Here is a 22,999-nt window from a genome sequence, read left to right as displayed (position 1 = left end):
ATGTGAAGTATACCGGAAGCAATGCTGCCTTGAATGTGCGAAATGCTCTGCAATGCAGCGACACTTGCGCCCATGCATGAACTATTGGCGGAATTTGGCCACACGGAGGCGCTCGACTTCCGCTGCTCTTCGGAAGCTGCGCAACCTGAAGTGCGGCCCGTCGCGCGACACCCGCCCGAATGTGCCGCCGCGATGCCACCAGATCCCTTCATCGGAAAACGACACCTGCATGTAGCGGACAGAGGGGCTCAGGAGCAGCACTGTCGCCACGCCACCGGCCTCCGCGACTGCACGCGCCTGATTGTGAAGTTTGCTGCGTTCAAAGGGATATCCAGCGCAGAAACAACGCAAGGCGGTCGGAACTGGCATCGCGCGGAAGGCCGGGGGACCGGGCGCGTCCCACATGTCGCTTCGCAACGCCCGCTCGCTGCCCTGGACAAATCCGGCGTCGAATCCGTCGAGCAGGCGATGAACGTCACGTGGCTCAAGCCCTCCGGCCACCACATGCGCCAACAGGCGTCGGCGCTGTTCCGCCCGTGCGCGGTCCCGGGCGGCTTGCTGGTCCGTCTCCGCGCAATGCAACCGCAGAAAGCACGCGAGGCTGGCGCCGATTTGGGACAGGTCCCGGGGGGTCCTGTCCCGCGCCCGGCGAGGGCTGGCCGAATATTGGTGGTGAACGACCGCATCGGGGACGACGGCAGTCACCATGCCGGCAGCAGCAAGCCGCATGTTCAGGTCGGTCTCATCGAGAAAGAAATGGAAGGCGGGATCGAATCCGCCGAGCTGCACGAGCGCCTGTCGGCGAAAGGCCGCGTTGGTGCCCACGGTCTTTGTGGCGCGACCCCCTTGCGGGTGGTGGAAGCTGGCTTGCGCAGGAACCTCCATCGGGTGATCCTGCCCCAGCCCATCCACCTTCATCGCCTTCCACTGCCAGGATATGCCGTTGCGCCCCCGCACAAAGCCCGTGGCGGCCTGTACCTTCGTGTCAGCAAAGGGCGCCGCCAGCCGGCGGATCCAGGTCGGCTCCGCAACCGCATCGTCGTCGATGAAGGCAATGACATCCCCCGCGGCAAGGTCGAGACCACGGTTGCGTGCCGCCGAAATGTTCGGCACGTCGAATTCCACCGTCTTGAGGCGGGAAAAAAAAGGAAGGTCGCGGATCGCGGCGAGCCCGGATGCATCGGCCACGACAACACATTCCAGCGCCGGATGGTCTTGCTGCCGCAGGCTCAGCAGCGTCCGGCGCACCCCGCTCGGCCGCCCCCGGCTGACAACCACGACCGAGGTCGTGGGTGGCGCCGGGACAGCCTGCGTCATGCGATGCCCATTTCCGCCATCATCGCTTCAAGGCGGGGGACATCTTCGGGATTGTTCAACTCCCAGAACTGCCTGCCCCGCGCCTCGACCTCGACGCAGAGCACCTGCCGTCCGTTTTCCAGGAACCGCAATTGCTCGAGCCCTTCGAGCGCCTCCAGCGGTCCCTGTTGCCACCCTGTGTAGGCTGCGAGAGGCGCCGCGCGATAGGCATAGACCCCGACATGGTGATAGACCGGTGTAGGATCCTCCGGGGCATACCCAGCGGCCGTGAATGGCACGACTTCCTTGGAGAAATAGAGCGCCCGGTTACCGCGTCCGAACACAGCTGTCGTCCCGCCCACGCGCCCGGCAGCCCGGTCGGCTTTGAGTGCGGCGAGGGTTCGACCATCGCACCGCAACACCGGCGTGGCGATTTCCGCCTCGGGCGCCGCCCGCAGGCCCTCTACAAGATCACTGATGAACCATGCAGGAGTGAGCGGAGCGTCGCCTTGCAGGTTCACGACAACCTCGTAGCCGCCACCGAGTTTGGCATGCGCCTCTGCACAGCGCTCGGTTCCGTTGGCACATTCCGAAGAGGTCATCACAACCTCCGCACCAAACGCCTCGGACGCGGCGCGAATGCGCTCGTCGTCGGTCGCCACCACGACCCGGTCGATGCCGGGAACGGCCATGGCCGCTTCCCAACTGCGCTGGATCAGGGTGCGCGCCACCCCGCCAGCCCCCTTGAGCGGCACCAACGGCTTGCCAGGGTAGCGCGTCGACGCAAAGCGGGCGGGGATGGCGATCAGGACACTCATCCTGCCGGCTTCAGCTCCACACCCGGCGCATAGGCAATGAAGAACGGGTTTTCATAGCCGGGCTTTCCATAGGTGAATTCCGAATGATCGTCGAAGCGGACCATCTTGCCCCCGGCTCCGCGCAACACGGCATCGGCGGCGGCAGTGTCCCATTCCATCGTGCGACCGAGGCGGGGATAGAGATCTGCCTCCCCGCACGCCACGAGACAGAACTTCAGCGAGGAGCCCGCCGACGTCATGTCCTTGGTGGTGTACTTCGCGATGTAGTCATCGGTGGCCTGATCGCGGTGCGACTTGGAGGCCACGACCATCAGCGCGGAGTTGTCCGGAGAGGTGACGGAAATCGGTTCGACCTGGCCCGCCGCCTCCTTGGCGAAATCGCCGGTTTCCTCGACCGACCGACCGGTAGCGTCGGTGTAGAAAAGTCGCTGCTTTGCAGGTGCATAGACCACCCCACGAACCGGAACGCCGCCCTCGACATACGCGATGTTCACGGTGAACTCGCCCCGACGCTTGGTGAACTCCTTGGTCCCGTCGAGCGGATCGACGATCAGGAAGCTGTCGGCACGCTCCGAATGGGTCGAGGCCTGCTCTTCGGTCACCACCAGAACACCGGGGAAGGCATCCGCGAGCCCTGCCGCGATGAGCGCATCGGCTGCCTCGTCGGCATCGGTAACAGGACTGTCGTCGGACTTGGCACGGACCTCGAAATCATCGGAATTGTAGATCTCCATGATCTTGTCGCCGGCTTCCAGCGCAAGGCGCCGGATCACTGTGCTCAGGCGGTCATAATCCATGCTCACTCTCCTCGGGATGGGTGTATTCGTTGAATTATCAAGTCCCGCCCCTTATCGTCGTGCGTCAAGGGATCGGCAAGATTTCCCTGAGAGAAAGTCGTGCGCCATGGCAAGACAGCGGCAATAGATCCCATGTTCGGAGCCACCCACCAGACGTCCAACCTCCGCTCGGCCTTCCGCCTGGCAGAGCTGATCTATCACGCCACGGTTCGGGCGCTGCGCAAGAACCATGGCAACGCCCTCATCGGCCTGCTGATGAACATGATGCAGACCGTCGTCTTCGTGCTGGCCTTTTTTCTCATGTTCTCGATGCTCGGCCTGCGCGGATCGGGTATCCGCGGCGACTTCCTGCTCTACATCATGTCGGGGATCTTCCTCTACATGACCCACACCAAGGCCATGAGCGCCGTGGTCGGCTCGGAAGGGCCCGCCTCCCCGATGATGAAACACGCGCCGATGAACACGATCATCGCGATCTCGGCAGCGGCACTCAGTTCTCTCTACATCCAGATCCTGTCCATGCTGGTGGTGCTCGGCGTCTACCATGTCGGAATCACGCCTGTGCAAATCCATCAGCCGATCGGAGCGATGGGCATGGTGCTGCTCTCGTGGTTCTCCGGCGTTGCGGTGGGGATGGTGTTGCTCGCGGTCAAACCCTGGTTCCCGGGCTTCGTCCAGGTCGCCTCCAACGTCTACTCCCGCGCCAACATGATTGCCTCCGGCAAGATGTTCGTCGCCAACCAGATGCCCGGATACATCCTCGCCTTCTTCACGTGGAACCCGATCTTTCACACCATCGATCAGTGCCGGGGTTTCGTCTTTATCAATTACAACCCGCATTATTCCAACATCGCCTACCCGTTCTGGTTCAGCATCGCATTGTTGTTCATCGGGCTTCTGGGCGAGTTCTACACGCGCAAAAATGCATCCCTCAGTTGGCAGGCCAAACGATGAACCTCAAAATATTGATCGCCACTTTCCTGGTTTGCCTGCTGGCCACCGTCGCAACGGCAGCAGAGTTGTTTCACATGCCCGCGCTCTACAAGGTCACTGGGGTTGCGTCCGACGACACGCTGAACGTGCGCGCCGGCCCCTTCTCTGGCGCAGACAAACTCGACGAGCTTGCCCATGACGCCACCGGCATCGAGGTCATCGCATTGAACGAGGAAGCAACCTGGGGCCAGATCGGCAGCCCCGAGACGAACGGTTGGGTGTCTATGGCCTACCTGACTGCGATGCCAGACACGGCACCCGGTATTCCGCCCGGTATGTCCTGCGGCGGCACCGAACCCTTCTGGGGGATCACGTTCCACGGCGCCACGGCTGACTACTCTGATCCGGTGGAGAGCTTCCCAAGCCTGTCCGTGACGACAGCCCGCAGCGCCATCCGCTCCGATCCGGCCCAGTTCGGCTTCGAGGCGGCAACGCCCACCGGGCGCATCTCCGGCTCGATCGACGCGACACGCTGCAGCGACGGCATGTCCGACCGGGAGTTCGGCTGGCGTGTCATCCTGCTGCGTCGGGACGCCGACGGCGCCAGCCTTGAACGTGGGTGCTGCACTCTCGATCAACGGTGACGCCTACCGCGCCACCCGCATCGTCAGGTTGATCCGGCCACCCTTCGGCAAGAGCTGCGAGCTTCCCGGGCGCAACCTGTCCACCCCGTGAAAGAGCAGCCGAGCCTCGCCCGAGAGGACAAGCACATCGCCGGACGACAGCCAGACCGATTCCGTCTTGCCCCCCCGGGTGAGGTTGCCGACCCGAAACAGAGCATCATCGCCCAGCGAAATGGAGACCACCGGCTGTTCCAGATCGACCTCGTCGCGATCCTGGTGCATCCCCATGCGCGCGGAGTCCTCGTAGAAATTGATCAGGCAGGAATCCGGCAGGCGATCCGTTCCCGAAACCGCACGCCAGACCTCAAGAACAGAGTCGGGTATAGGTGGCCAATCCATGCCGCCAGGGTGCCGGTCCTCGTAGCGATACCCGCGCTGGTCGGAGACCCAGCCGCAGCAGCCTGCAGACGTCATCCGCACGGACATCTCCTTCCCGCGTGAGGTTACCGGCCGGAAGAGTGGCGCAAGTGCCACAATCTCGCGCAGTTTTTCCAACATCGCGGCCTGTGCTGTCGCATCAAGCAGCCCACGGTAGATCGGAACGCCGCGAATCGTGAGGTCAGGTGTCAAATCCGGGTCCGTTATCACTTTCGTCACGCATTTCTCCCCAAAACAGCGCCGGATGGCGACTTGCAGGGCCAAAGGTCCACTCCTATATACGCCGGGATGCTCGGCCGGGCAGCCATCCGGTCGAATTAATGGGATTGGGGCGCGGGAGCCTGACAGGGCCCGAGCCCCGCAACATCGCCAAGAGAGGTAGTAAGCATATGGCCAAAGTCATCGGTATCGACCTCGGTACGACGAACAGCTGCGTCGCCATCATGGATGGTTCCCAGCCCCGCGTCATCGAGAACGCCGAAGGCGCCCGGACAACCCCGTCCATCGTCGCCTTCACCGAAAACGAACGTCTCGTGGGTCAGCCCGCCAAGCGGCAGGCCGTCACAAACCCCGAAAACACCATCTTCGCCGTCAAGCGTCTGATCGGTCGCCGCGAGGATGATCCCGCGGTCGCCAAGGACCGCAAGATCGTCCCCTACAACATTGTGGACGGTGGCAACGGCGACGCCTGGGTGGAAGCCCGCGGTGAGACATACTCCCCGTCGCAGATCTCGGCCTTTATCCTGCAAAAGATGAAGGAAACCGCCGAGAGCTACCTCGGCGAGGACGTCACCCAGGCCGTCATCACGGTTCCTGCCTATTTCAACGACGCCCAACGTCAGGCCACCAAGGACGCCGGCAAGATCGCCGGTCTCGAAGTGCTGCGTATCATCAACGAGCCGACCGCGGCCGCGTTGGCCTATGGCCTCGACAAGGAAGAGACCAAGACGATCGTGGTCTACGACCTCGGTGGCGGCACCTTCGACGTGACCATCCTGGAGATCGACGAAGGTCTCTTCGAGGTGAAGTCTACCAACGGTGACACCTTCCTGGGTGGCGAAGACTTCGACATGCGGATCGTCCAGTACCTTGCCGACGAGTTCAAGAAAGAGCACGGCATCGATCTCAGCAAGGACAAGATGGCGCTTCAGCGTCTGAAGGAAGCCGCTGAAAAAGCCAAGATCGAGCTGTCGAGCTCCCAGCAGACGGAAATCAACCAGCCGTTCATCTCCATGGACCCCAATGGCGGCACCCCGCTGCACCTGGTGATGAAGCTGACCCGCGCCAAGCTTGAAAGCCTCGTTGGCGACCTGATCAAGAAGTCGATCAAACCATGCCAAGCGGCCCTCAAGGACGCCGGTGTCTCGGTTGACGAGATTGACGAGGTCGTTCTGGTCGGCGGCATGACCCGCATGCCGAAGGTCGTCGAGGAAGTCACAAAGTTCTTCGGCCGGGAGCCCAACAAGGGCGTCAACCCCGACGAGGTGGTCGCCTCCGGTGCGGCGATTCAGGCCGGCGTCCTGCAGGGCGACGTGAAGGACGTGGTCCTTCTCGACGTGACCCCGCTGTCGCTCGGCATCGAGACGCTCGGTGGTGTCTTCACACGCCTGATCGACCGCAACACGACCATCCCGACCAAGAAGAGCCAGATCTTCTCCACCGCCGAGGACAACCAGAACGCCGTGACGATCCGTGTGTTCCAGGGCGAGCGCGAGATGGCGATGGACAACAAGATGCTCGGCCAGTTCAACCTTGAGGACATCCCGCCAGCGCCGCGCGGCATGCCGCAGATCGAGGTGACGTTCGATATCGACGCCAACGGCATCGTGTCGGTCTCTGCCAAGGACAAGGGCACCGGCAAGGAGCAGAACATCACCATCCAGGCCTCCGGAGGTCTCAACGACGACGAGATCGAACAGATGGTCAAGGACGCAGAGGCCAACGCCGAAGCGGACAAGGAGAAGAAGGAACTTGTCGAGGCCCGGAACCAGGGTGAAAGCCTGATCCACTCGACCAAGAAGTCGCTCTCCGACCACTCCGACAAGGTCGACCCGTCGACCGTCGAGGCCATCGAGCTGGCTATGGGTCCGCTCGAAGAAGCGCTGGAAGGCGAGGACGTCGGCAAGATCAAGTCCGGCATCCAGAACCTGACCGAGGCCGCCATGAAGCTCGGCGAGGCCATCTACAAGGCCGAGCAGGAGAAGGCTGGCGAAGCCGCGCCCGAGGGCGAGGACGAGCCGCGCGGTGTCGATGATGACATCGTCGATGCCGACTTCGAAGACCTTGGCGACGACAAGCAGCGCTGATCGCGCCGCATCCTTCAAGCGGCCGGCCCGGGAAACCGGGCCGGTTCCGTTGTTGGAGGCAAGAGGATAACCGATGGCAAAACGTGACTATTACGAGGTCCTGGGCGTCGCGCGTGGAGCTTCGGAGCAGGAAATCAAGAAAGCTTTCCGCCGGAAGGCGCGGGAGCTTCACCCCGACAGCAACTCCGACAATCCCGACGCAGAGGCGCAGTTCAAGGAAGCGAACGAGGCCTATGACGTCCTGAAGGACGCCGAGAAAAAAGCAGCCTACGACCGCTTCGGCCACGCGGCCTTCGAAGGCGGAATGGGCGGTGGCGGCGGCCCCCGCGGTGGCGGGTTCCACCAGCAGGGCGATTTCGCTTCAGCCTTTTCCGATGTCTTCGACGATCTCTTCGGTGACTTCATGGGCGGGCAACGCGCCGGTGGCGGTCGACAGCGCGCCTCGCGCGGGTCCGATTTGCGCTACAACATGCGCGTCACCCTCGAAGAAGCCTTTACCGGTTCGCAGAAGACGATCGATGTGCCGACATCCGTCGCCTGCGCATCCTGCTCCGGCAGTGGGGCCGAAGGCGGCGCCGAGCCAGTCTCCTGCCCCACGTGTTCCGGCATGGGCAAGGTGCGGGCGCAGCAGGGTTTCTTCACGGTCGAGCGCACCTGTCCGACCTGCAATGGCCTCGGCCAGATCATCAAGAACCCGTGTCAGTCCTGCCATGGTCAGGGCCGTGTGGAAAAAGAGCGCTCGCTCTCTGTCAACATCCCGGCAGGGGTAGAGACAGGCACACGGATTCGCCTCGCAGGCGAAGGTGATGCCGGCACGCGCGGCGGACCCTCGGGCGACCTCTATATCTTCATCGAAGTGGCCGAGCACAGTATCTTCAAGCGGGACTCGCAGAACCTGTTCTGCCAGGTTCCAGTGAGCGTGGCTTCCGCCGCTCTTGGTGGTGAGATCGAGGTGCCGACGATCGATGGTGGCCGCAGCCGGGTGAAAGTGCCGGCAGGGTCGCAGACGGGCAAGCAGATGCGCCTGCGGGGCAAGGGCATGCCGGCCCTGCGCGGCGGCGGCATCGGCGACATGTTTATCGAACTTGTCGTTGAAACGCCGGTGAACCTGACCTCGCGCCAGAAAGAGCTTCTGCGCGAGTTCGACGAGTTGAGTGCGGAGAACAACCCGCGGACGCACAACTTCTTCTCCAAGGTGAAAACCTTCTGGGACGAGATGAAGGGCTAGCAGCCCGCAAAAAAAGGGCATCGGGGGCTGCAGCGCACCAGCGTTGCGGCCCTTTTCTTTGCCTTTCATTCGGGATCGCGGACCCGTCAAACGGCAGAATATCGCCTGGCAACCCGCGCAAGCAACGCCCTTGGGTCCGGCACCCATTCAGCGCATCCAGACCTCGACCCGGCGATTGGTGCGCCGGCCCCATTCGGTGTCGTCACAGGCGAGCGGCATCGCTTCGCCAAACGCCGCTGTCATCAGGGTCACCCGCGACCAATCCGTCACCGGCGCAGCCTCGCGCAAGGCACGCGCCACCGCCTCCGCGCGATCCGCAGCGAGGCGCAGGTTCGCTGGCGCCGGCCCTTCTCCATCCGAGAAACCGGCCAACACCAACTCGCGCCCGTCGTGAACCCCGGCCTCCAGGTCGCGCGCCAGCCGATCCACGTTGCTCTCCGACTGGGGATCCAGCTGCGCCGTGCCATTTCGGAACCTGAAGGTCGTGCTCAGGCGCCGGGTGCCGGTCATCTGCCGAACCATTTCCTGCAAATCCGCCAACGAGACTTCCTCTCCGGCTGCAAGCACAGCATTTGCGAGCCGGTCGCCCTGACCGGACAGGGTTGTGCTGTCCGGAACCTGATCGACAAAGCCCGCCCGCCGGACTACGCGCTCTGCCGCGGGCGTTGTAAGCCAGGACAGGAACTCCCGGGCCGGCAAGGGCAGACGTCGCTCAGGTGTATAGAGGAGAAGCGGGGTCGCCAGAGGGTAGTCTTCCGACTTCAGGCTGGCGGTTGTGGCGCGCAGTATCCGCCCACACGGCGCGGTCAATGCCAGCGGACGCGCATTGCCGATCTCCGAGAACCGTGTCAGGCCCAATGCCCAGGGATCCGGCGCCACGGTATCTACAAGTGTCGCTGCCGTCCCGTGGTGGCGCACTGACACTGTACCGGTTTGGCCAGCCTGCTCCAGAAGCCGATCTGCGAATCCCTCTGCAAAACCGGTGTCGCTGTCGATCTCGTGCAACTCGATCGGACCCGCCTCCAGTTCGAGCGCAGCCCAGTCGTCGATTTCTCCCGACCAGATGGCCGCCAGCACATCGGGCGCAAGGGAGGTCAGCGGGCTGGCCGCAGCGACCACAGGGACCAGCGCATCCAGCGCCACTGTCCGGGTGCGCCGGGGAGCCGACAGATCGCCAACACCAGCATCCCGGGCACGGGCGACTTCTTCCGGCCGCACCTCCCGGACCGCCATGACAAGGTCGGCGGAATCGGACGCCAGATCCGCAAACCCATCGGATGTCGTGGACAGGGCGAAGTGAAACCGAGCCAGCACCCGTCCCGCGCCGGGATCCGTCAGGTCGATACGAAAGGTATCATTGTCTGCAATGACACGCCGGGGACGAAGGCCCTCCTGAAGACCGTAGCCCTCGATCAGCGAAGGCAGGAGCACCTCTCCCATCGCCCTCGCACCGGAAATGCGAATGTCGGCGACGTAGGTGGTGAGGTCCGGGCATCCCGGTCCGTCACAGGTCACCCCCTGACCGTCCACCGTCAGCACGCCGTATTCGGTTGAAATCCTGTAAAACTCGCCATCGTACCCGAGCAGCATGCCTTCCAGCGCCAACGCACCATCGCGAGATTCGAGGACGATGTCCTGCGCGGCCACACTGGACCCAGTAAACAGGAGCAGCGCGGCGAAAACCGCCGCGCGTTTGGACCGGGATATCATGCTGCCTCGGGTGGCCTGCCTCAGTTGGCGGCCATCTTCATGTCTCTCAGCACGTTGTTCAACACCAGAAAGTCACCGATGGCGTCGCAGGTCGGAATCGCAAGCACCACCTCGACAACCTCGTGTCCGGAGCCGAGCAGCGGTTGCAGGGTCTCTGCCGAAACCTCCTGACCGCAATTGGCGGCGGTCACTTCGGCTTCGACAGAGATCCGGACCGCACCGCCCTGGGCAAGATCGAGGGGATAGCTGTATACATCGGCGATTGCGGCACCGGGCAGGTCCTCTCGCCCGAGGCGGGTCATGTAACCCCCCTTGCGCAATCCCGCGACGGTTGGCGACAGGGTCGCCCGCGCATGCACATGACCAGACTGGCTATAGGTCGCGCCGAACTCGAAGGCATGTAACTCCAACCCGGTGTCGCCCCGCCATTGCAGGGCCACTGTCTGTGTGGATCGCGCTGCGGGCACGGTTGTGTCGGCCTCGACCACCGTTCCGTTTTCGAACTGCACCGAGAATGTCGCCCGTTCGGAAAGGGCGGGCATGTGGATGGACAGGTCGCCGTCTTCATCTGTCTGTTCGGTGAACGCCAGAGGCCCGTGGGTGATCTCGACCCGCGCATGGGGCTGACAAGGCGCGCTGAGAGTAAGCAGGATCGATGCATCGGGCCCCGGCTCCGCGCTGGCAACGGCAAGGCAGGTTGCCTGGGCGATGGTCGCCCCGGCAAACGGGGCTTCCTGTGTGCGATTGGCCTGCCCATGCCGCGCGGGGGCTGCAAGGCTCACCACCGCCGGCTCCGTTGGGAGGTCCACGACATGCGCACTGTTGCCCGGTGAAGGGGGCGAGACCGGCGCCGTCTCGGTTTGCGTCTTGCGCATCGGGAGCGGCAGTCCGGAGACGCTGGCCATTGCCGTTCGCTTCTCCCCACTTCCGAAGCGGGAGGCCAGGGCGTCCTGATGCTGCATGACGTAGCCCGTGGACAAGGCCACCAGAAAAACGGAACCGGCCATTGTCAGTCGTTTCACTTGCATGACGACCTCCCTTCCTATCGGTCAGGAGACACATTAGGCAGCGAAGTTGGCAGCGGCGTGACCGCGCAAGGGCCATATTGGGCCACAGTTCACCTGCAATCCGCACCATATTTGGAGGATTGTTCGCAAACACGCACAATATGGAGATTGGCGGCGCGGGGCCGCCATCAAATGGTCAGAACTTGCCGTGGCAGTGCTTGAACTTCTTGCCCGAGCCACAGGGGCAGGGATCATTGCGCCCCGGATCGCCCCAGGTCGCAGGATCGCTCTCGTCGAAGCCTTCTTGCGCCTCGCCTGCGGGTTCACCCGATTCCGCCTGCGCCTGCTGCATTGCGGCCGCCTGTTGCTGCGCAGCCTGCTGGGCCAGCATCTGCTGCATCATCGCCTGCTGCTCTTCTTCGGTCATCGGGCGGATCTGGCTGAGCTTCTTGCACACATCTTCGCGCAGCCCGTCCAGAAGCCCTTCGAAAAGCTGGAAGGCCTCGTTCTTGTACTCGTTGAGCGGGTCGCGCTGCGCATAGCCGCGGAAGCCAACCACCGACCGCAGGTGCTCCAGCGTCAGCAGGTGGTCCCGCCACTTTCCATCGATGGTCTGCAAGAGAATCTGTTTCTCGATGGAGCGCATGTTTTCCGGCCCGAACTCCACGGCCTTCTGCGCCATGAACTCGTCGGACGCCTTGTAGAGCCGCTCGCGGATCTCGGCGTCGTCCACACCCTCTTCATTGGCCCAGTCGATGACCGGCGCGTCGACACCCACCTGCTCCAGGACGGCAGCATAGAGTTTTTCCGTGTCCCACTGGTCGGCATAGCTCTTCTTGGGCATGTACTCGTCGACCAGGTCGTCGATGACCTGATGCCGCATGTCCTGCACGACGTCGGAAAGGTCCTCGGTTTCCATGATCTCACGGCGCTGGCCAAAGATCACCTTCCGCTGGTCGTTCATCACATCGTCGAACTTCAGCAATTGCTTGCGGATGTCGAAGTTGCGGCCCTCGACCTTCGCCTGCGCACGCTCCAGCGACTTGTTCACCCAGGGGTGCACGATCGCTTCGCCTTCCTTCATGCCAAGCCGGCTCAGCATCGCATCGAGACGCTCGGATCCGAAGATGCGCATCAGGTCGTCTTCGAGGCTGAGGAAGAAGCTCGACCTGCCCGGGTCGCCCTGACGTCCCGAACGGCCGCGCAGCTGGTTGTCGATCCGACGGCTCTCGTGCCGCTCGGTGGCCAGAACGAACAAGCCGCCGGCCTGCTTCACGGCTTCTTCATCGGCCTTGTGGCGTTCCTCGATCTCGGCGCGGATCTCCTCCGGGTCACGCTCGGGATTCGCGGCGATAGCTTCCATCACCTTGAACTCGACATTGCCGCCCAGTTTGATGTCGGTGCCTCGACCGGCCATGTTGGTTGCAATCGTAATGGCGCCCAGCTTGCCGGCGTCCGCAACGATCTGCGCTTCCTTCTCATGCTGGCGAGCATTCAACACGTTGTGTTTCATCTTCGCCTTGTCGAGCATCTGGCTCAGCAGTTCGGATTTCTCGATAGAAGTGGTGCCGACGAGGACCGGCTGGCCCTTGGCGTTGGCCTCCTTGATGGCCTCCACGATGGCGTCGTATTTCTCCTGCGCTGTGCGATAGACAGCGTCATGCTCGTCGATCCGGGCCACTGGCAGGTTCGTCGGGACCTCGACCACGCCGAGACCGTAGATATCCATGAATTCCTCGGCCTCGGTCAGCGCCGTTCCGGTCATTCCGGAGAGCTTGTCGTAGAGGCGGAAGTAGTTCTGGAACGTCACGGAGGCGAGGGTCACGTTCTCCGGCTGGATCTCGCAACCTTCCTTGGCCTCGATCGCCTGGTGCAGGCCATCGGACAACCGGCGTCCAGCCATCATCCGGCCGGTAAATTCGTCGATAAGGACGACGTCGCCGTCGCGGACGATATAATCCTTGTCCTTGTGGAAGATCTTGTGCGCCTTCAAGCCCTGGTTGATGTGGTGCACGATGGTCGTGCTCTCCGGCGCGTAGAGCGGTTGTCCCTCCGGGAGGATACCGTAGCGGGTCAGACGCTCTTCCAGGAACTCGTTACCCTCGTCGGTGTAGGTCACGTTTCGGGTTTTCTCGTCCATCGTGAAGTGCTCATCCTTCACTTCCGGGATGATCTTGTCGATGGTCCGGTAGAGGTCCGAGCGGTCCTGTGAGGGACCGGAAATGATCAGCGGCGTCCGTGCCTCGTCGATCAGGATCGAGTCGACCTCGTCCACGATGGCGAAGTTGTGATGCTTCTGCGCAACGTCCTTCAGCTCCGCCTTCATGTTGTCGCGCAGGTAGTCGAAGCCGAGTTCGTTGTTGGTCGCGTAAGTCACGTCACAGGCATAGGCCTCTAGCTTCTCGTCCTCCGGCTGTTGCGGGTAGACGACGCCGGTGGTCATGCCAAGCTGGGCGTAGACCTTGCCCATCCACTCTGCGTCACGGCGGGCGAGGTAGTCATTGACGGTCACGATATGCACGCCCTTGCCCGAAAGCGCGTTCAGGTAGGCCGGGAATGTGGCGACAAGCGTCTTACCCTCGCCGGTCTTCATCTCGGAGATGTTTCCCTCGTGCAGGAAGATCCCGCCCATGAGCTGCACGTCAAACGCCCGCAGACCGAGCGCGCGCTTGGCGCCCTCGCGAACGTTGGCAAAGGCCTCGGGCAGAAGCTTGTCCAGATCCTCGCCCGCCTTCGCCCGTTCCTGCAGATTGTGCGTTTTCTCGATAAGCTGCTCGTCGGAGAGTGTCTCGAACTCCGCCTCTAGCGCGTTGATCTTGTCGATGACGGGGCGGGTTGCCTTGATCTTGCGGTCGTTCGGCGTTCCGAAGACCTTTCGTGCAATAGATCCAAATCCCAGCATATGTGCTCCGCCTTGACGCATTCGTGTGAGAGGATGCCTTGTCGGCCCCTTCTTGCAGCGTTACCAAGCATTCAACGAAGAGCCGCCCGGCACACCCGTGCCAAACGCGATGTAAGGGCGCACCTTTGCAGTGTCAACGCCGCGCGACCGCGCGGCCGAACAGGAGCCACATACGATGCTTGTGACCAACAAAACCTGGTGCGCCGGGCTGATTTCCCTCGGACTCGCCCTTGCCGCCCCCGTCAGCGCCGAGGAAGTGACCGCCAAGACCGTCGTGGCGACCGTCGGCGGGGTCGAGATTACCGTCGGCCACATGATCGTGGCGAAGTCCACCCTGCCCGCCCAGTACCAGGCGCTGGAGGACGACGTGCTGTGGCAGGGGATCTACGACCAGTTGGTCCAGCAGAACGCCCTGGCGCAGTCGCTGGGTGACGGCGTGACCGAGGCCACGCAGCTTACCATCGACAACCAGGTCTCCGGCCTGCTGGCCGGAGAAGCGCTTGGCAAGCGGATTCAGGCGGCCATCACCGATGACGTGATACAGCAAGCCTACGAAGAACGTTTCGCCGATGCCGAACCGTCGAAGGAGTTCAATGCCGCCCACATCCTCCTGGAGACCGAGGAAGACGCAAAGGCCGTCAAGTCCGAGCTGGATGCCGGCGCCGAGTTCGGCGCGCTTGCCCGGGAGAAGTCTACCGGCCCGTCCGGACCCAATGGCGGCGCTCTGGGCTGGTTCAGCAAGGGCATGATGGTTCCGGAGTTCGAGGAAGCTGTCCTTGCCCTGGAACCCGGACAGGTCTCCGAACCGGTCAAGACGCAATTTGGCTGGCATGTCGTGGTTCTCAATGAAACCCGGATGGCCGATGCCCCACCGCTCGACGAGGTACGCGATGATCTGGTTTCCGAGCTGGAGAATGAAGTCGTCGCCAACGTGGTCAAGGAGGTCATGGACGGGATCGAGATCGTGAAATCCGAGGCTGAGATCGACCCCTCCGTGCTGTCCGACAACAGCCTGATCGCAGAGTAAGCCGAAGACACGGAGACGCCCGCCATGGCCGGTTCGCTGCCCATTTCGCCGCTCGCCCCCGCCGCTTTCCCCGACCTTCCGGAGATTGACGGCGTGGACTTCGCTGCCGTCGCGGCGGGTGTCCGGTATTCCGGACGCACGGATGTAATGCTGGCACGATTGGCACCGGGGACCAGGATTGCGGGTGTTTTCACCCGGTCAGCCACTCGTTCGGCGCCGGTTCTGGATTGCGAGACGAAACTGGCCGCCGGAGGCGACCCCGACGCGGGCGCCGCAATCCTTGTAAACTCCGGCAATTCCAATGCCTTCACCGGCTCCGCAGGGGAGGCCTCGGTGCGAGAGATCTGTGCAGCCGTCGCCTTGGCAACCCGGGTGCCGGTGTCGCGCGTTTTCACCGCCTCGACCGGCGTCATCGGCGAACGATTGCCGCATGACCGGATCACCTCGGCGCTCGGCGATCTGGCCGGCAAGCTCGCGCCCGGTGCGATCGAGGCCGCCGCCGAGGCGATCATGACCACCGACACCTTCCCCAAGGGCGCCGGCAAGGTCGTCGACACGCCCGCCGGGAAGGTCCGGATCGCAGGGATTGCCAAGGGGTCGGGAATGATCGCCCCCGACATGGCAACGATGCTGGTCTACATCTTCACCGATGCGGCCATTGCACAGCCGGTGCTGCAACAGGCCTTGTCGTCTCTCAACAAGGTCACGTTCAACGCCATCACGGTCGATGGCGACACATCCACCTCGGATACGCTCCTGCTCTGCGCCACCGGGACGGGAACGGGGATCACGGATCTCCAAAGCGCCGAAGGCACGGCCTTTGTCGCTGCCCTGCACGATGTGATGCGCGACCTCGCCCATCAGGTGGTGCGCGACGGTGAAGGGGCGAGCAAGTTTCTCGAGATCCGTGTAACTGGTGCCCGCGATGAGTCCGATGCCCGCAAGGTTGCCATGTCCATCGCCAACTCGCCGCTGGTAAAGACCGCGCTGGCCGGGGAGGATCCGAACTGGGGCCGCATCGTCATGGCCGTCGGAAAATCCGGTGCCCACGCGGATCGGGACCGGCTCAGCATTCATTTCGGCGACATTCTGGTGGCCGAGAAGGGCTGGATCGCGGAAAGCTATACCGAGGACGCCGGTGCTGCCTACATGAAAGCACCAGAGTTGGAGATGACGGTGGATCTCGGCCTCGGATCCGGCAGTTTCACCGCGTGGACCTGCGATCTGACCCACGGCTATATCACTATCAACGCGGACTACCGGTCGTGAAGACGGTTCTGGTTTCGGCGGTAGCTCTGGTGGACATCGACGGTCGTGTGCTGCTGGCGCAGCGGCCCGAAGGCAAGTCCATGGCCGGGCTCTGGGAGTTTCCGGGCGGAAAGGTCGAAACGGGGGAGACACCCGAAACCGCCCTTATCCGCGAGTTGCAGGAAGAACTCGGGATCGACACCTGGGCCTCATGTCTGGCCCCCCTGACCTTTGCCAGTCACTCCTACGATACCTTCCACTTGTTGATGCCACTTTTCGCCTGCCGAAAGTGGAACGGCACCCCCAGCTCCAGGGAAGGACAGGCCCTCAAATGGGTCCGTCCGGATGCCCTCCGCGACTACCCGATGCCGGCCGCCGACATTCCGTTGATCCCGCATCTGCGCGATTGGCTCTGACATTTTGTCGGTCAAATCGTCTAAATGCCGGTTATTTGTGCGTGGATTTCAGCGATGTGATCTTTTTGTTGGTGTTTTTTGAACCGATCGCCTCTATTTTTATAGGACACGCGATAAGCAAGGAGACCGACCATGCTGCGTACGATTGCGGTGGGCAGCCACGTATCGGTCCAGGGCATCTTTGTCCGGGACGCGAAAAATGGCCGAATCATCGTCCGCGTCGGCGAGCGCCTTTTCAAGGGAACGCCGATCTCCAAGGCCGCCTGAGACGTCCGAACACGTCACTTGCTGCCTGAATTTCGTTGAAACAAGAAAGGGCGACCTTCACTCGGGCCGCCCTTTTCCTTTGTTCGGATAGTCGAGGATCAGTCTAGCTTGCGCTCGACCTCCTCGCGCTCGAAGATCTCGATGACATCGCCCTGACGGATATCGTCGTAGTTCTCGAAGGCCATGCCGCATTCCTGGCCGGACTGCACTTCGGCAACCTCGTCCTTGAACCGCTTGAGCGTCTTGAGCGTGCCTTCGTGGATCACGACGTTGTCGCGCAGCAGGCGCACGCCGGCGGAACGACGGGCCACGCCCTCGGTGACGAGACACCCGGCGACCTTGCCGACGTTGGAGACCTTGAAGACCTCCTTGATCTCCGCGTAGCCGATGAAGTTCTCCCGAACCTCCGCCGAAAGCAGGCCGGAGGCCGCGGCTTTCACGTCGTCCACGAGGTCGTAGATCACCGAATAGTACCGGATCTCCACACCCTTCTGGTTCGCCGCGGCCCGGGCCGGGGCATTGGCACGAACGTTGAAGCCGATGACCGGCGCGCCAGAAGCTTCGGCAAGACCGATATCGCTCTCTGTGATGGCGCCCACACCGGAGTGCAGAAGGCGGACACGCACTTCGTCGTTACCGATCTTCTCCATCGCCTGGGCAATGGCCTCGGCAGAGCCCTGCACGTCGGCCTTGACCAGGATCGGCAGCTCTCGAACGTTCTCGTCCGCCTTGGCCTTGGCCATCAACTGATCGAGCGTCGCGGCCGCGCCGGCAGCGGCACGTTTGTCCTTCGCCGCCTGTTCGCGGTATTCCGCGATCTCGCGAGCCTGCGCTTCGGTGTCGACCACGTTGAGAACGTCGCCGGCTTCAGGTGTGCCGTTCAGGCCGAGCACCTCGACAGGCACCGACGGGCCGGCTTCCGTGACGCGGTTGCCCTTGTCATCGACCAGCGCCCGCACTTTGCCCCACTGCTCGCCGACGACAAAGATGTCACCCTGCTTGAGCGTACCGTTCTGAACCAGAACGGTGGCGACAGGACCCCGCCCGACATCAAGCTGGGCTTCGATCACGGCACCGGAGGCGGCGCGATTCGGGTTGGCCTTGAGTTCGAGGATCTCCGACTGGAGCGCGATGGCCTCCAGCAGTTCATCCAGACCCTGACCGGTAATGGCCGAGACCTCGACATCCTGCACCTCACCGGACATGGCTTCCACGATCACTTCATGTTGCAGAAGGTCGGTTCGAACCTTGTCGGGATTGGCTTCCGGGCGGTCGATCTTGTTGATCGCCACGATCATCGGAACTTCGGCAGCCTTGGCGTGATTGATCGCTTCGACAGTCTGCGGCATGACCGCGTCATCGGCAGCCACAACGAGGATCACGATATCCGTCACCTGCGCACCGCGGGCACGCATCGAGGTGAAGGCCGCGTGGCCCGGCGTGTCGAGGAACGACAACACCTGCCCGCTGTCCGTGGTCACCTGATAGGCACCAATGTGCTGGGTGATACCGCCGGCCTCGCCGGACACCACCTTGGCATGGCGGATAGCATCGAGCAGCGAGGTCTTGCCGTGGTCGACATGGCCCATCACCGTCACAACCGGCGGACGCGGTTTCAGGTCCTCGTCCTTGTCCTCGACGGAATCGATCACGTCTTCCACATCGGAATCCGAGACACGAACGATCTTGTGCCCGAACTCCTCGACGATCAGCTCGGCCGTATCGGCATCGATCGCCTGGTTCTGGTTCACCATCATGCCGTTCTGCATGAGCGCCTTGACCACGTCGGCGACGCGTTCGGCCATACGGTTGGCAAGCTCGGAGACAACGATCGTCTCGGGAACCTGCACGTCGCGTACGACCTTCTCGCGATTCTCGACCCCGCCCATGGCTTTCTGACGCGCACGCTCCTGCTTGCGCTTCATTGCAGCCATGGACCGCTGACGGCCACCTTCGCCACCAGACATCGCCTGGTTCAGCGTCAGCTTGCCGGAGCGGCGGCCATCATCGCGACCCTTGTTGCGATTCTCCCGCTGGCGGTCATCACGATCGTTCCGGCGCGGCGTCGCGTCGGGCTTCGTGAAGGTCCGCTGCTGTTGAGGTGCGTCCTTCGCGTCCCGGCCTGCCGGAGCAGACGGCGCAGACGCCGGATCGGGCTTCTTGGCCGGCTTGCTGGCCGACCGGGAGGGCGTGGACAGCACGGCCTTTCGGGCCGCCTCACGCTCTTCCTTCTCGCGCCTGACGGCTTCGGCAGCTTCGCGCTTCTTGCGCTCTTCTTCCTCGGCCTTGGCCTTGAGAGCCTCTTCGCGCTCGCGCTCTTCGCGCTCCTTGGCCTCCGCCTCTTCACGGCGGCGGCGGCGATCTTCCTCGCGACGCTTGCCTTCTTCCTCGCGACGCTGCGCGTCCTCGGCTTCGCGGGCCTTTGCGAGCTGCAGCGCCTTCAGGCGGCGCTCCATCTCCGCATCGGAAATGCCGGCCGGCCGGCGCGAGGGATCCCCGCCAGCAGCAGCCGATCCGCCGCCGCCCTTAGCCGAACCCGGCTTCGGCACCACGACCCGCTTGCGCTTCGTCTCGACCACGACGTTCTTCGTCCGCCCGTGGCTGAAACTCTGCTTCACGGAGCCCGAGCGTGCACCGCCCTTCAGGCCCAAGGTCTTCTTGCCGTCATTCTCGCTCATGCGATCCCATCGTCCTTTCCGGGGCCGGTTGCCCCGATCTTGCCGCGCAGGCCGGAAAGCCGTGTGGCGTCCTCTACAACACGCGTCGTGAGTCCTCCAGCACACAGCGCCGCGTGTATTACATGGTCTCGACCGAAGGACAAACCCAATTCGTCGGCTGTCAGACAGTCAAAATAGTCACCTTCCTCATCTGGAAGGCGTAGCTTGCTCTTTCCGCGCTCCGAGCCGTCAGCGGCCTGGAGCAACACCGTGGCCTCGCCCGTCTGGACCCAGCCGCGAACTTTCTCGTATCCCGCGATCGCCAGCCCGGCTTTCCGTGCCAGCGACAACAGATCCGTCACCCGCCGTGCCAGCGCGGTCTCGACGGCCTCGGCCAGCCCATCGGGCACCCGAACTTGCTGACGGGCGGCGCGCGCAAAGGCCCGCTTTTTCACCACCTGTTCCAGCGCATCCCGGCTGGCCGAAACCCACATCCCGCGTCCCGGCAGCTTGCCGGCAAGGTCGGGCACGACCTCTGCTTCGGGACCAACCACAAAACGGATCAGCTCCGCCTGCGGCCGGATCTCGCCGGAGGTGATGCACTTGCGCTCCGTCACCTCCCGGCTGTCTTTCTTTCCACCGCGACCCAATCCAGGTACTCCGCCGGCGCCTGGAATCAGGCGCCCGCCTCCTCGATGGCTTCACTTTCTTCGCCTTCGGCGTCGATCTCGGCGCCTTCGGACACCAGGTCGGCGGGATCCACCCACCCGAGCATGACCCGCGCGGTCATCACCATGTCCTGAGCCTCGGCCAGCGACACGTCGAATTTCTCCAGAATGCCGTCGTCCTTGATCCGCTCGCCCTCGACCGTCGTCCAGCCGCCGGCAAGCTCCCAGTCCGCGCAGGTGGCAAAATCTTCCAGCGTCTTCACGCCGTCGTCTGCCAACGCCTCGATCATCTGCGGGGTCAGACCCTCGAAATCGATCAGGCCCTGCTCGACGCCCAACTCGCGCGCGCGATCCAGCGCCTTGCGGTTCATCTCGTCAATGTAGTCGCGGGCCCGGGCCTGCAGTTCCGCCGCCGTGGACTCGTCCACACCGTCGATGACAAGAAGCTCATCCACTTCGACATAGGCGACTTCTTCAAGGTTGGTGAAGCCCTCGGACACCAGAAGCTGGGCAAAGAATTCGTCCAGGTCCAGGGTCTCCATGAAGAGCTTGGTACGCTCTTCGAACTCCTTCTGACGCCGAGCCGATTCGTCCTCTTCGGTCATGATGTCGATGTCGAGCCCGGTCAACTGGCTGGCGAGGCGCACGTTCTGGCCGCGTCGACCGATGGCAAGCGACAGCTGCTCGTCCGGCACCACGACCTCGATCCGCTCGGCTTCCTCGTCGAGCACAACCTTCGACACCTCGGCCGGCTGCAGCGCGTTCACGAGGAAGGTCGGCATGTCCTCGTTCCAGGGGATGATATCGATCTTCTCACCCTGCAACTCGTTCACGACGGCCTGCACGCGCGATCCCCGCATACCGACACAGGCACCGACAGGGTCGATGGAGCCGTCATAGGAGATCACAGCGATCTTGGCGCGGCTTCCCGGGTCGCGGGCAACCGCCTTGATCTCGATGATGCCGTCATAGATCTCCGGCACCTCCATCTTGAAGAGCTCGGCCATGAATTCCGGCGATGTGCGGCTCAGGAAGATCTGCGGGCCGCGAACCTCGCGCCGGACATCCTTGATGTAACAGCGGATGCGATCGTTCGGACGGTAGCTTTCACGGCCGATCTTCTCGTTGCGGCGCAGAATACCTTCGCCACGACCGATGTCGACGATCACGTTGCCGTATTCCTCGCGCTTCACGACACCGTTGATAATGGTGCCGGCACGGTCCTTGAACTCCTCGAACTGACGGTCACGCTCGGCTTCCCGCACCTTCTGCAGAATCACCTGCTTGGCGCTTTGGGCTGCGATCCGGCCCATCTCCACCGGCGGCACCTCGTCGCGCAGTTCGTCGCCGATCTGGGGGTTCTCCATGTATTGCTTGGCCTGTTCGACCGTCAGCTCCGCCTGGTAGTTCTCCAGCAACTCGTCCTCGACCACGGTGCGGATCCGGGTAAAGGTCGCGCGGCCGGTCTTGCGGTCGATGGACACGCGGATGTCCATTTCCGAGCCGTAGCGGGACTTGGCGGCCCGGGCGAGGGACTCTTCCATCGCCTCGATCACCAGCTCCGGGTCGATCATCTTCTCGCGCGCAACCGCCTCGGCGGTCTGCAGCAGTTCAAGCTGGTTGGCGGATGTGATGGCCATCTCTTCTTCGTTCCTCTTTTACGAGTTTTCGGTGGCGTCACCCTCGGACGCCATGAATGTCTGCACTTCGTCGAATTGGGCTTCGTCAATCTCGCCCGCGTGCTTGCGCTGGTTCAGCATTTCGCGGATCAACTCATCGGTCAGGACAAGCTTGGCATCCGACAGCCAATCGAATTGCAGCCCGATGATCACCGGGCCGCCCTCGTGGTCAATCTCGATCAGCACCTCGTTGCCGTCGATCCCCTTGAGCATTCCCTTGAACCGCCGGCGACCGTCGATCAGCTCCTCGGTCTCCAGCTTGGCGACGTAGTCGGCCCAGGTTTCGAAATCCTTCAACCGGGTCAGCGGCCGATCGATCCCGGGGGAGGAGACCTCCAGGGTATAGTTGTCCTCGATCGGATCCTCGACATCCATCACCGCGCTGACGGCCGTCGATATCTCCGCGCAGTCGTCAACCTCGATGCCACCATCCGGTTTTTCTGCCATGATCTGGAGGATTGGCGTGCTTCCGGACATCAGCCGAATGCGCACCAGCTCGAACCCCATCCCTTCAATGACGGGGGTGACGATCTCGGCAAGCCGTTTGTCGATATTGGTCTTTGCGATCAGGTCGGTCACGGTGTTTCCAAGCACAAAAAAACGGGCGCGCGGCCCGTCGATCTTTCCCGGTGGAGCCTTCGGGGTAGCCCCGACAGCGCCGCTGTTGAGGGGCATATACGCAGTCGTCCGGGATTCCGCAAGAGCGCAGTTTGCACGACCCGTGGTCTGACGTTCAGGTCACGAAGCAGACGATGGCCCCGGCGGGGGCGTTCAACGGCAGTCGTCAAGTGGCGCCGGCGCCACCGGACGGGCAACATCATGCAGGAAGACGCAGGTTCAGCAACGGTTCGGTTGGCAGTGGTGTCGGGCGCGGGAGTGCTGCCCGTTCTGCACCACTACCGCACACTTTGCGATTCGATTCACGACAGCGCCAACTTTGAAATACCGGATGGCAGCAGGCTCACTTGCCCACACCGCC

The 22,999-nt window shown here is 63.0% G+C and carries 19 protein-coding genes; 8 read left to right on the top strand and 11 right to left on the bottom strand.

Annotated elements, in window-relative coordinates:
- Positions 1–81: 81 nt before the first annotated feature.
- Genes CLV78_RS13570 through cysQ form a run of 3 tightly spaced genes read right to left on the bottom strand, consistent with a single transcriptional unit; the run spans position 82 to position 2,911 of the window.
- Positions 82–1,317 (bottom strand): glycosyltransferase family 2 protein, encoded by a 1,236-nt coding sequence (locus tag CLV78_RS13570; RefSeq protein WP_106205373.1) that lies wholly within the window; start codon positions 1,315–1,317, stop codon positions 82–84.
- On the bottom strand, positions 1,314–2,114 hold the full coding sequence (locus CLV78_RS13565) for a 3-deoxy-manno-octulosonate cytidylyltransferase (protein WP_106205372.1): 801 nt from the start codon (positions 2,112–2,114) through the stop codon (positions 1,314–1,316). The genes CLV78_RS13570 and CLV78_RS13565 overlap by 4 nt, the downstream gene beginning before the upstream one ends.
- The gene (cysQ, locus tag CLV78_RS13560; protein ID WP_106205371.1) at positions 2,111–2,911 is read right to left on the bottom strand and encodes a 3'(2'),5'-bisphosphate nucleotidase CysQ; all 801 of its coding nucleotides are present in this window, start codon (positions 2,909–2,911) and stop codon (positions 2,111–2,113) included. Before cysQ ends, CLV78_RS13565 begins: the two co-directional genes overlap by 4 nt.
- Before the next feature lie 132 nt (positions 2,912–3,043).
- Between cysQ and CLV78_RS13555 the strand changes: the two genes are divergently transcribed.
- Both CLV78_RS13555 and CLV78_RS13550 read left to right on the top strand, forming a co-directional pair.
- A complete protein-coding gene (locus CLV78_RS13555; RefSeq protein ID WP_106205370.1) occupies positions 3,044–3,865 on the top strand; it encodes an ABC transporter permease in 822 nt (273 codons plus the stop codon).
- Complete coding sequence (locus CLV78_RS13550) at positions 3,862–4,488, top strand: hypothetical protein (RefSeq protein WP_106205369.1); 627 nt, start codon at positions 3,862–3,864, stop codon at positions 4,486–4,488. Before CLV78_RS13555 ends, CLV78_RS13550 begins: the two co-directional genes overlap by 4 nt.
- Before the next feature lie 3 nt (positions 4,489–4,491).
- Here the strand turns inward: CLV78_RS13550 and CLV78_RS13545 are convergent, their stop codons facing one another.
- Positions 4,492–5,115 (bottom strand): alpha-ketoglutarate-dependent dioxygenase AlkB family protein, encoded by a 624-nt coding sequence (locus CLV78_RS13545; RefSeq protein ID WP_425427951.1) that lies wholly within the window; start codon positions 5,113–5,115, stop codon positions 4,492–4,494.
- Between the two features lie 179 nt (positions 5,116–5,294).
- Between CLV78_RS13545 and dnaK the strand changes: the two genes are divergently transcribed.
- A complete protein-coding gene (gene dnaK / locus CLV78_RS13540; RefSeq protein ID WP_106205368.1) occupies positions 5,295–7,211 on the top strand; it encodes a molecular chaperone DnaK in 1,917 nt (638 codons plus the stop codon).
- Positions 7,212–7,284: 73 nt separating this feature from the next.
- Complete coding sequence (dnaJ, locus tag CLV78_RS13535) at positions 7,285–8,439, top strand: molecular chaperone DnaJ (protein WP_106205367.1); 1,155 nt, start codon at positions 7,285–7,287, stop codon at positions 8,437–8,439.
- A 147-nt stretch (positions 8,440–8,586) separates the two neighbouring features.
- Here dnaJ and CLV78_RS13530 read toward each other — a convergent pair whose 3' ends face one another.
- The 3 genes from CLV78_RS13530 to secA all read right to left on the bottom strand — a co-directional run bounded on the left by CLV78_RS13530 (position 8,587) and on the right by secA (position 14,058).
- Positions 8,587–9,879 carry an OmpA family protein gene (locus tag CLV78_RS13530; protein WP_425427950.1) on the bottom strand — a complete coding sequence of 431 codons (1,293 nt, stop codon included), beginning with the start codon at positions 9,877–9,879 and terminating at the stop codon, positions 8,587–8,589.
- Between the two features lie 290 nt (positions 9,880–10,169).
- Entirely contained in the window at positions 10,170–11,177 is a 1,008-nt protein-coding gene (locus CLV78_RS13525) for a hypothetical protein (protein ID WP_106205365.1), read from the bottom strand.
- 175 nt (positions 11,178–11,352) lie between these two features.
- The gene (secA, locus tag CLV78_RS13520; RefSeq protein WP_106205364.1) at positions 11,353–14,058 is read right to left on the bottom strand and encodes a preprotein translocase subunit SecA; all 2,706 of its coding nucleotides are present in this window, start codon (positions 14,056–14,058) and stop codon (positions 11,353–11,355) included.
- A 175-nt stretch (positions 14,059–14,233) separates the two neighbouring features.
- Here secA and CLV78_RS13515 point away from each other — a divergent pair, with 175 nt between their 5' ends.
- The 4 genes from CLV78_RS13515 (at position 14,234) to CLV78_RS24790 (ending at position 17,016) form a co-directional block, all read left to right on the top strand.
- A complete protein-coding gene (locus CLV78_RS13515; RefSeq protein ID WP_106205363.1) occupies positions 14,234–15,085 on the top strand; it encodes a peptidylprolyl isomerase in 852 nt (283 codons plus the stop codon).
- Between the two features lie 24 nt (positions 15,086–15,109).
- Positions 15,110–16,354, top strand: coding sequence for a bifunctional glutamate N-acetyltransferase/amino-acid acetyltransferase ArgJ (gene argJ / locus CLV78_RS13510; protein WP_106205362.1), 1,245 nt, complete (start codon positions 15,110–15,112; stop codon positions 16,352–16,354).
- A complete protein-coding gene (locus CLV78_RS13505; RefSeq protein ID WP_106205361.1) occupies positions 16,351–16,749 on the top strand; it encodes a (deoxy)nucleoside triphosphate pyrophosphohydrolase in 399 nt (132 codons plus the stop codon). Before argJ ends, CLV78_RS13505 begins: the two co-directional genes overlap by 4 nt.
- Before the next feature lie 132 nt (positions 16,750–16,881).
- A complete protein-coding gene (locus CLV78_RS24790; protein WP_281261147.1) occupies positions 16,882–17,016 on the top strand; it encodes a hypothetical protein in 135 nt (44 codons plus the stop codon).
- A gap of 98 nt (positions 17,017–17,114) precedes the next feature.
- Here the strand turns inward: CLV78_RS24790 and infB are convergent, their stop codons facing one another.
- Genes infB through rimP form a run of 4 tightly spaced genes read right to left on the bottom strand, consistent with a single transcriptional unit; the run spans position 17,115 to position 22,599 of the window.
- Positions 17,115–19,694, bottom strand: coding sequence for a translation initiation factor IF-2 (gene infB / locus CLV78_RS13500; RefSeq protein WP_106205360.1), 2,580 nt, complete (start codon positions 19,692–19,694; stop codon positions 17,115–17,117).
- Entirely contained in the window at positions 19,691–20,323 is a 633-nt protein-coding gene (locus tag CLV78_RS13495; RefSeq protein ID WP_106205359.1) for an RNA-binding protein, read from the bottom strand. Before CLV78_RS13495 ends, infB begins: the two co-directional genes overlap by 4 nt.
- A 26-nt stretch (positions 20,324–20,349) precedes the next feature.
- Positions 20,350–21,981 (bottom strand): transcription termination factor NusA, encoded by a 1,632-nt coding sequence (gene nusA / locus CLV78_RS13490; RefSeq protein WP_106205358.1) that lies wholly within the window; start codon positions 21,979–21,981, stop codon positions 20,350–20,352.
- Between the two features lie 18 nt (positions 21,982–21,999).
- Positions 22,000–22,599: a ribosome maturation factor RimP gene (gene rimP, locus CLV78_RS13485; RefSeq protein WP_211300988.1), complete on the bottom strand. Its 600-nt coding sequence runs from the start codon at positions 22,597–22,599 to the stop codon at positions 22,000–22,002.
- Positions 22,600–22,999: the final 400 nt, after the last annotated feature.

Source organism: Aliiruegeria haliotis (genome assembly GCF_003003255.1).
GTDB lineage: Bacteria > Pseudomonadota > Alphaproteobacteria > Rhodobacterales > Rhodobacteraceae > Tropicimonas > Tropicimonas haliotis.
The sequence above is the reverse complement of the archived record's forward strand: the minus strand, read 5'-3'. Positions and strand labels throughout refer to the sequence as shown.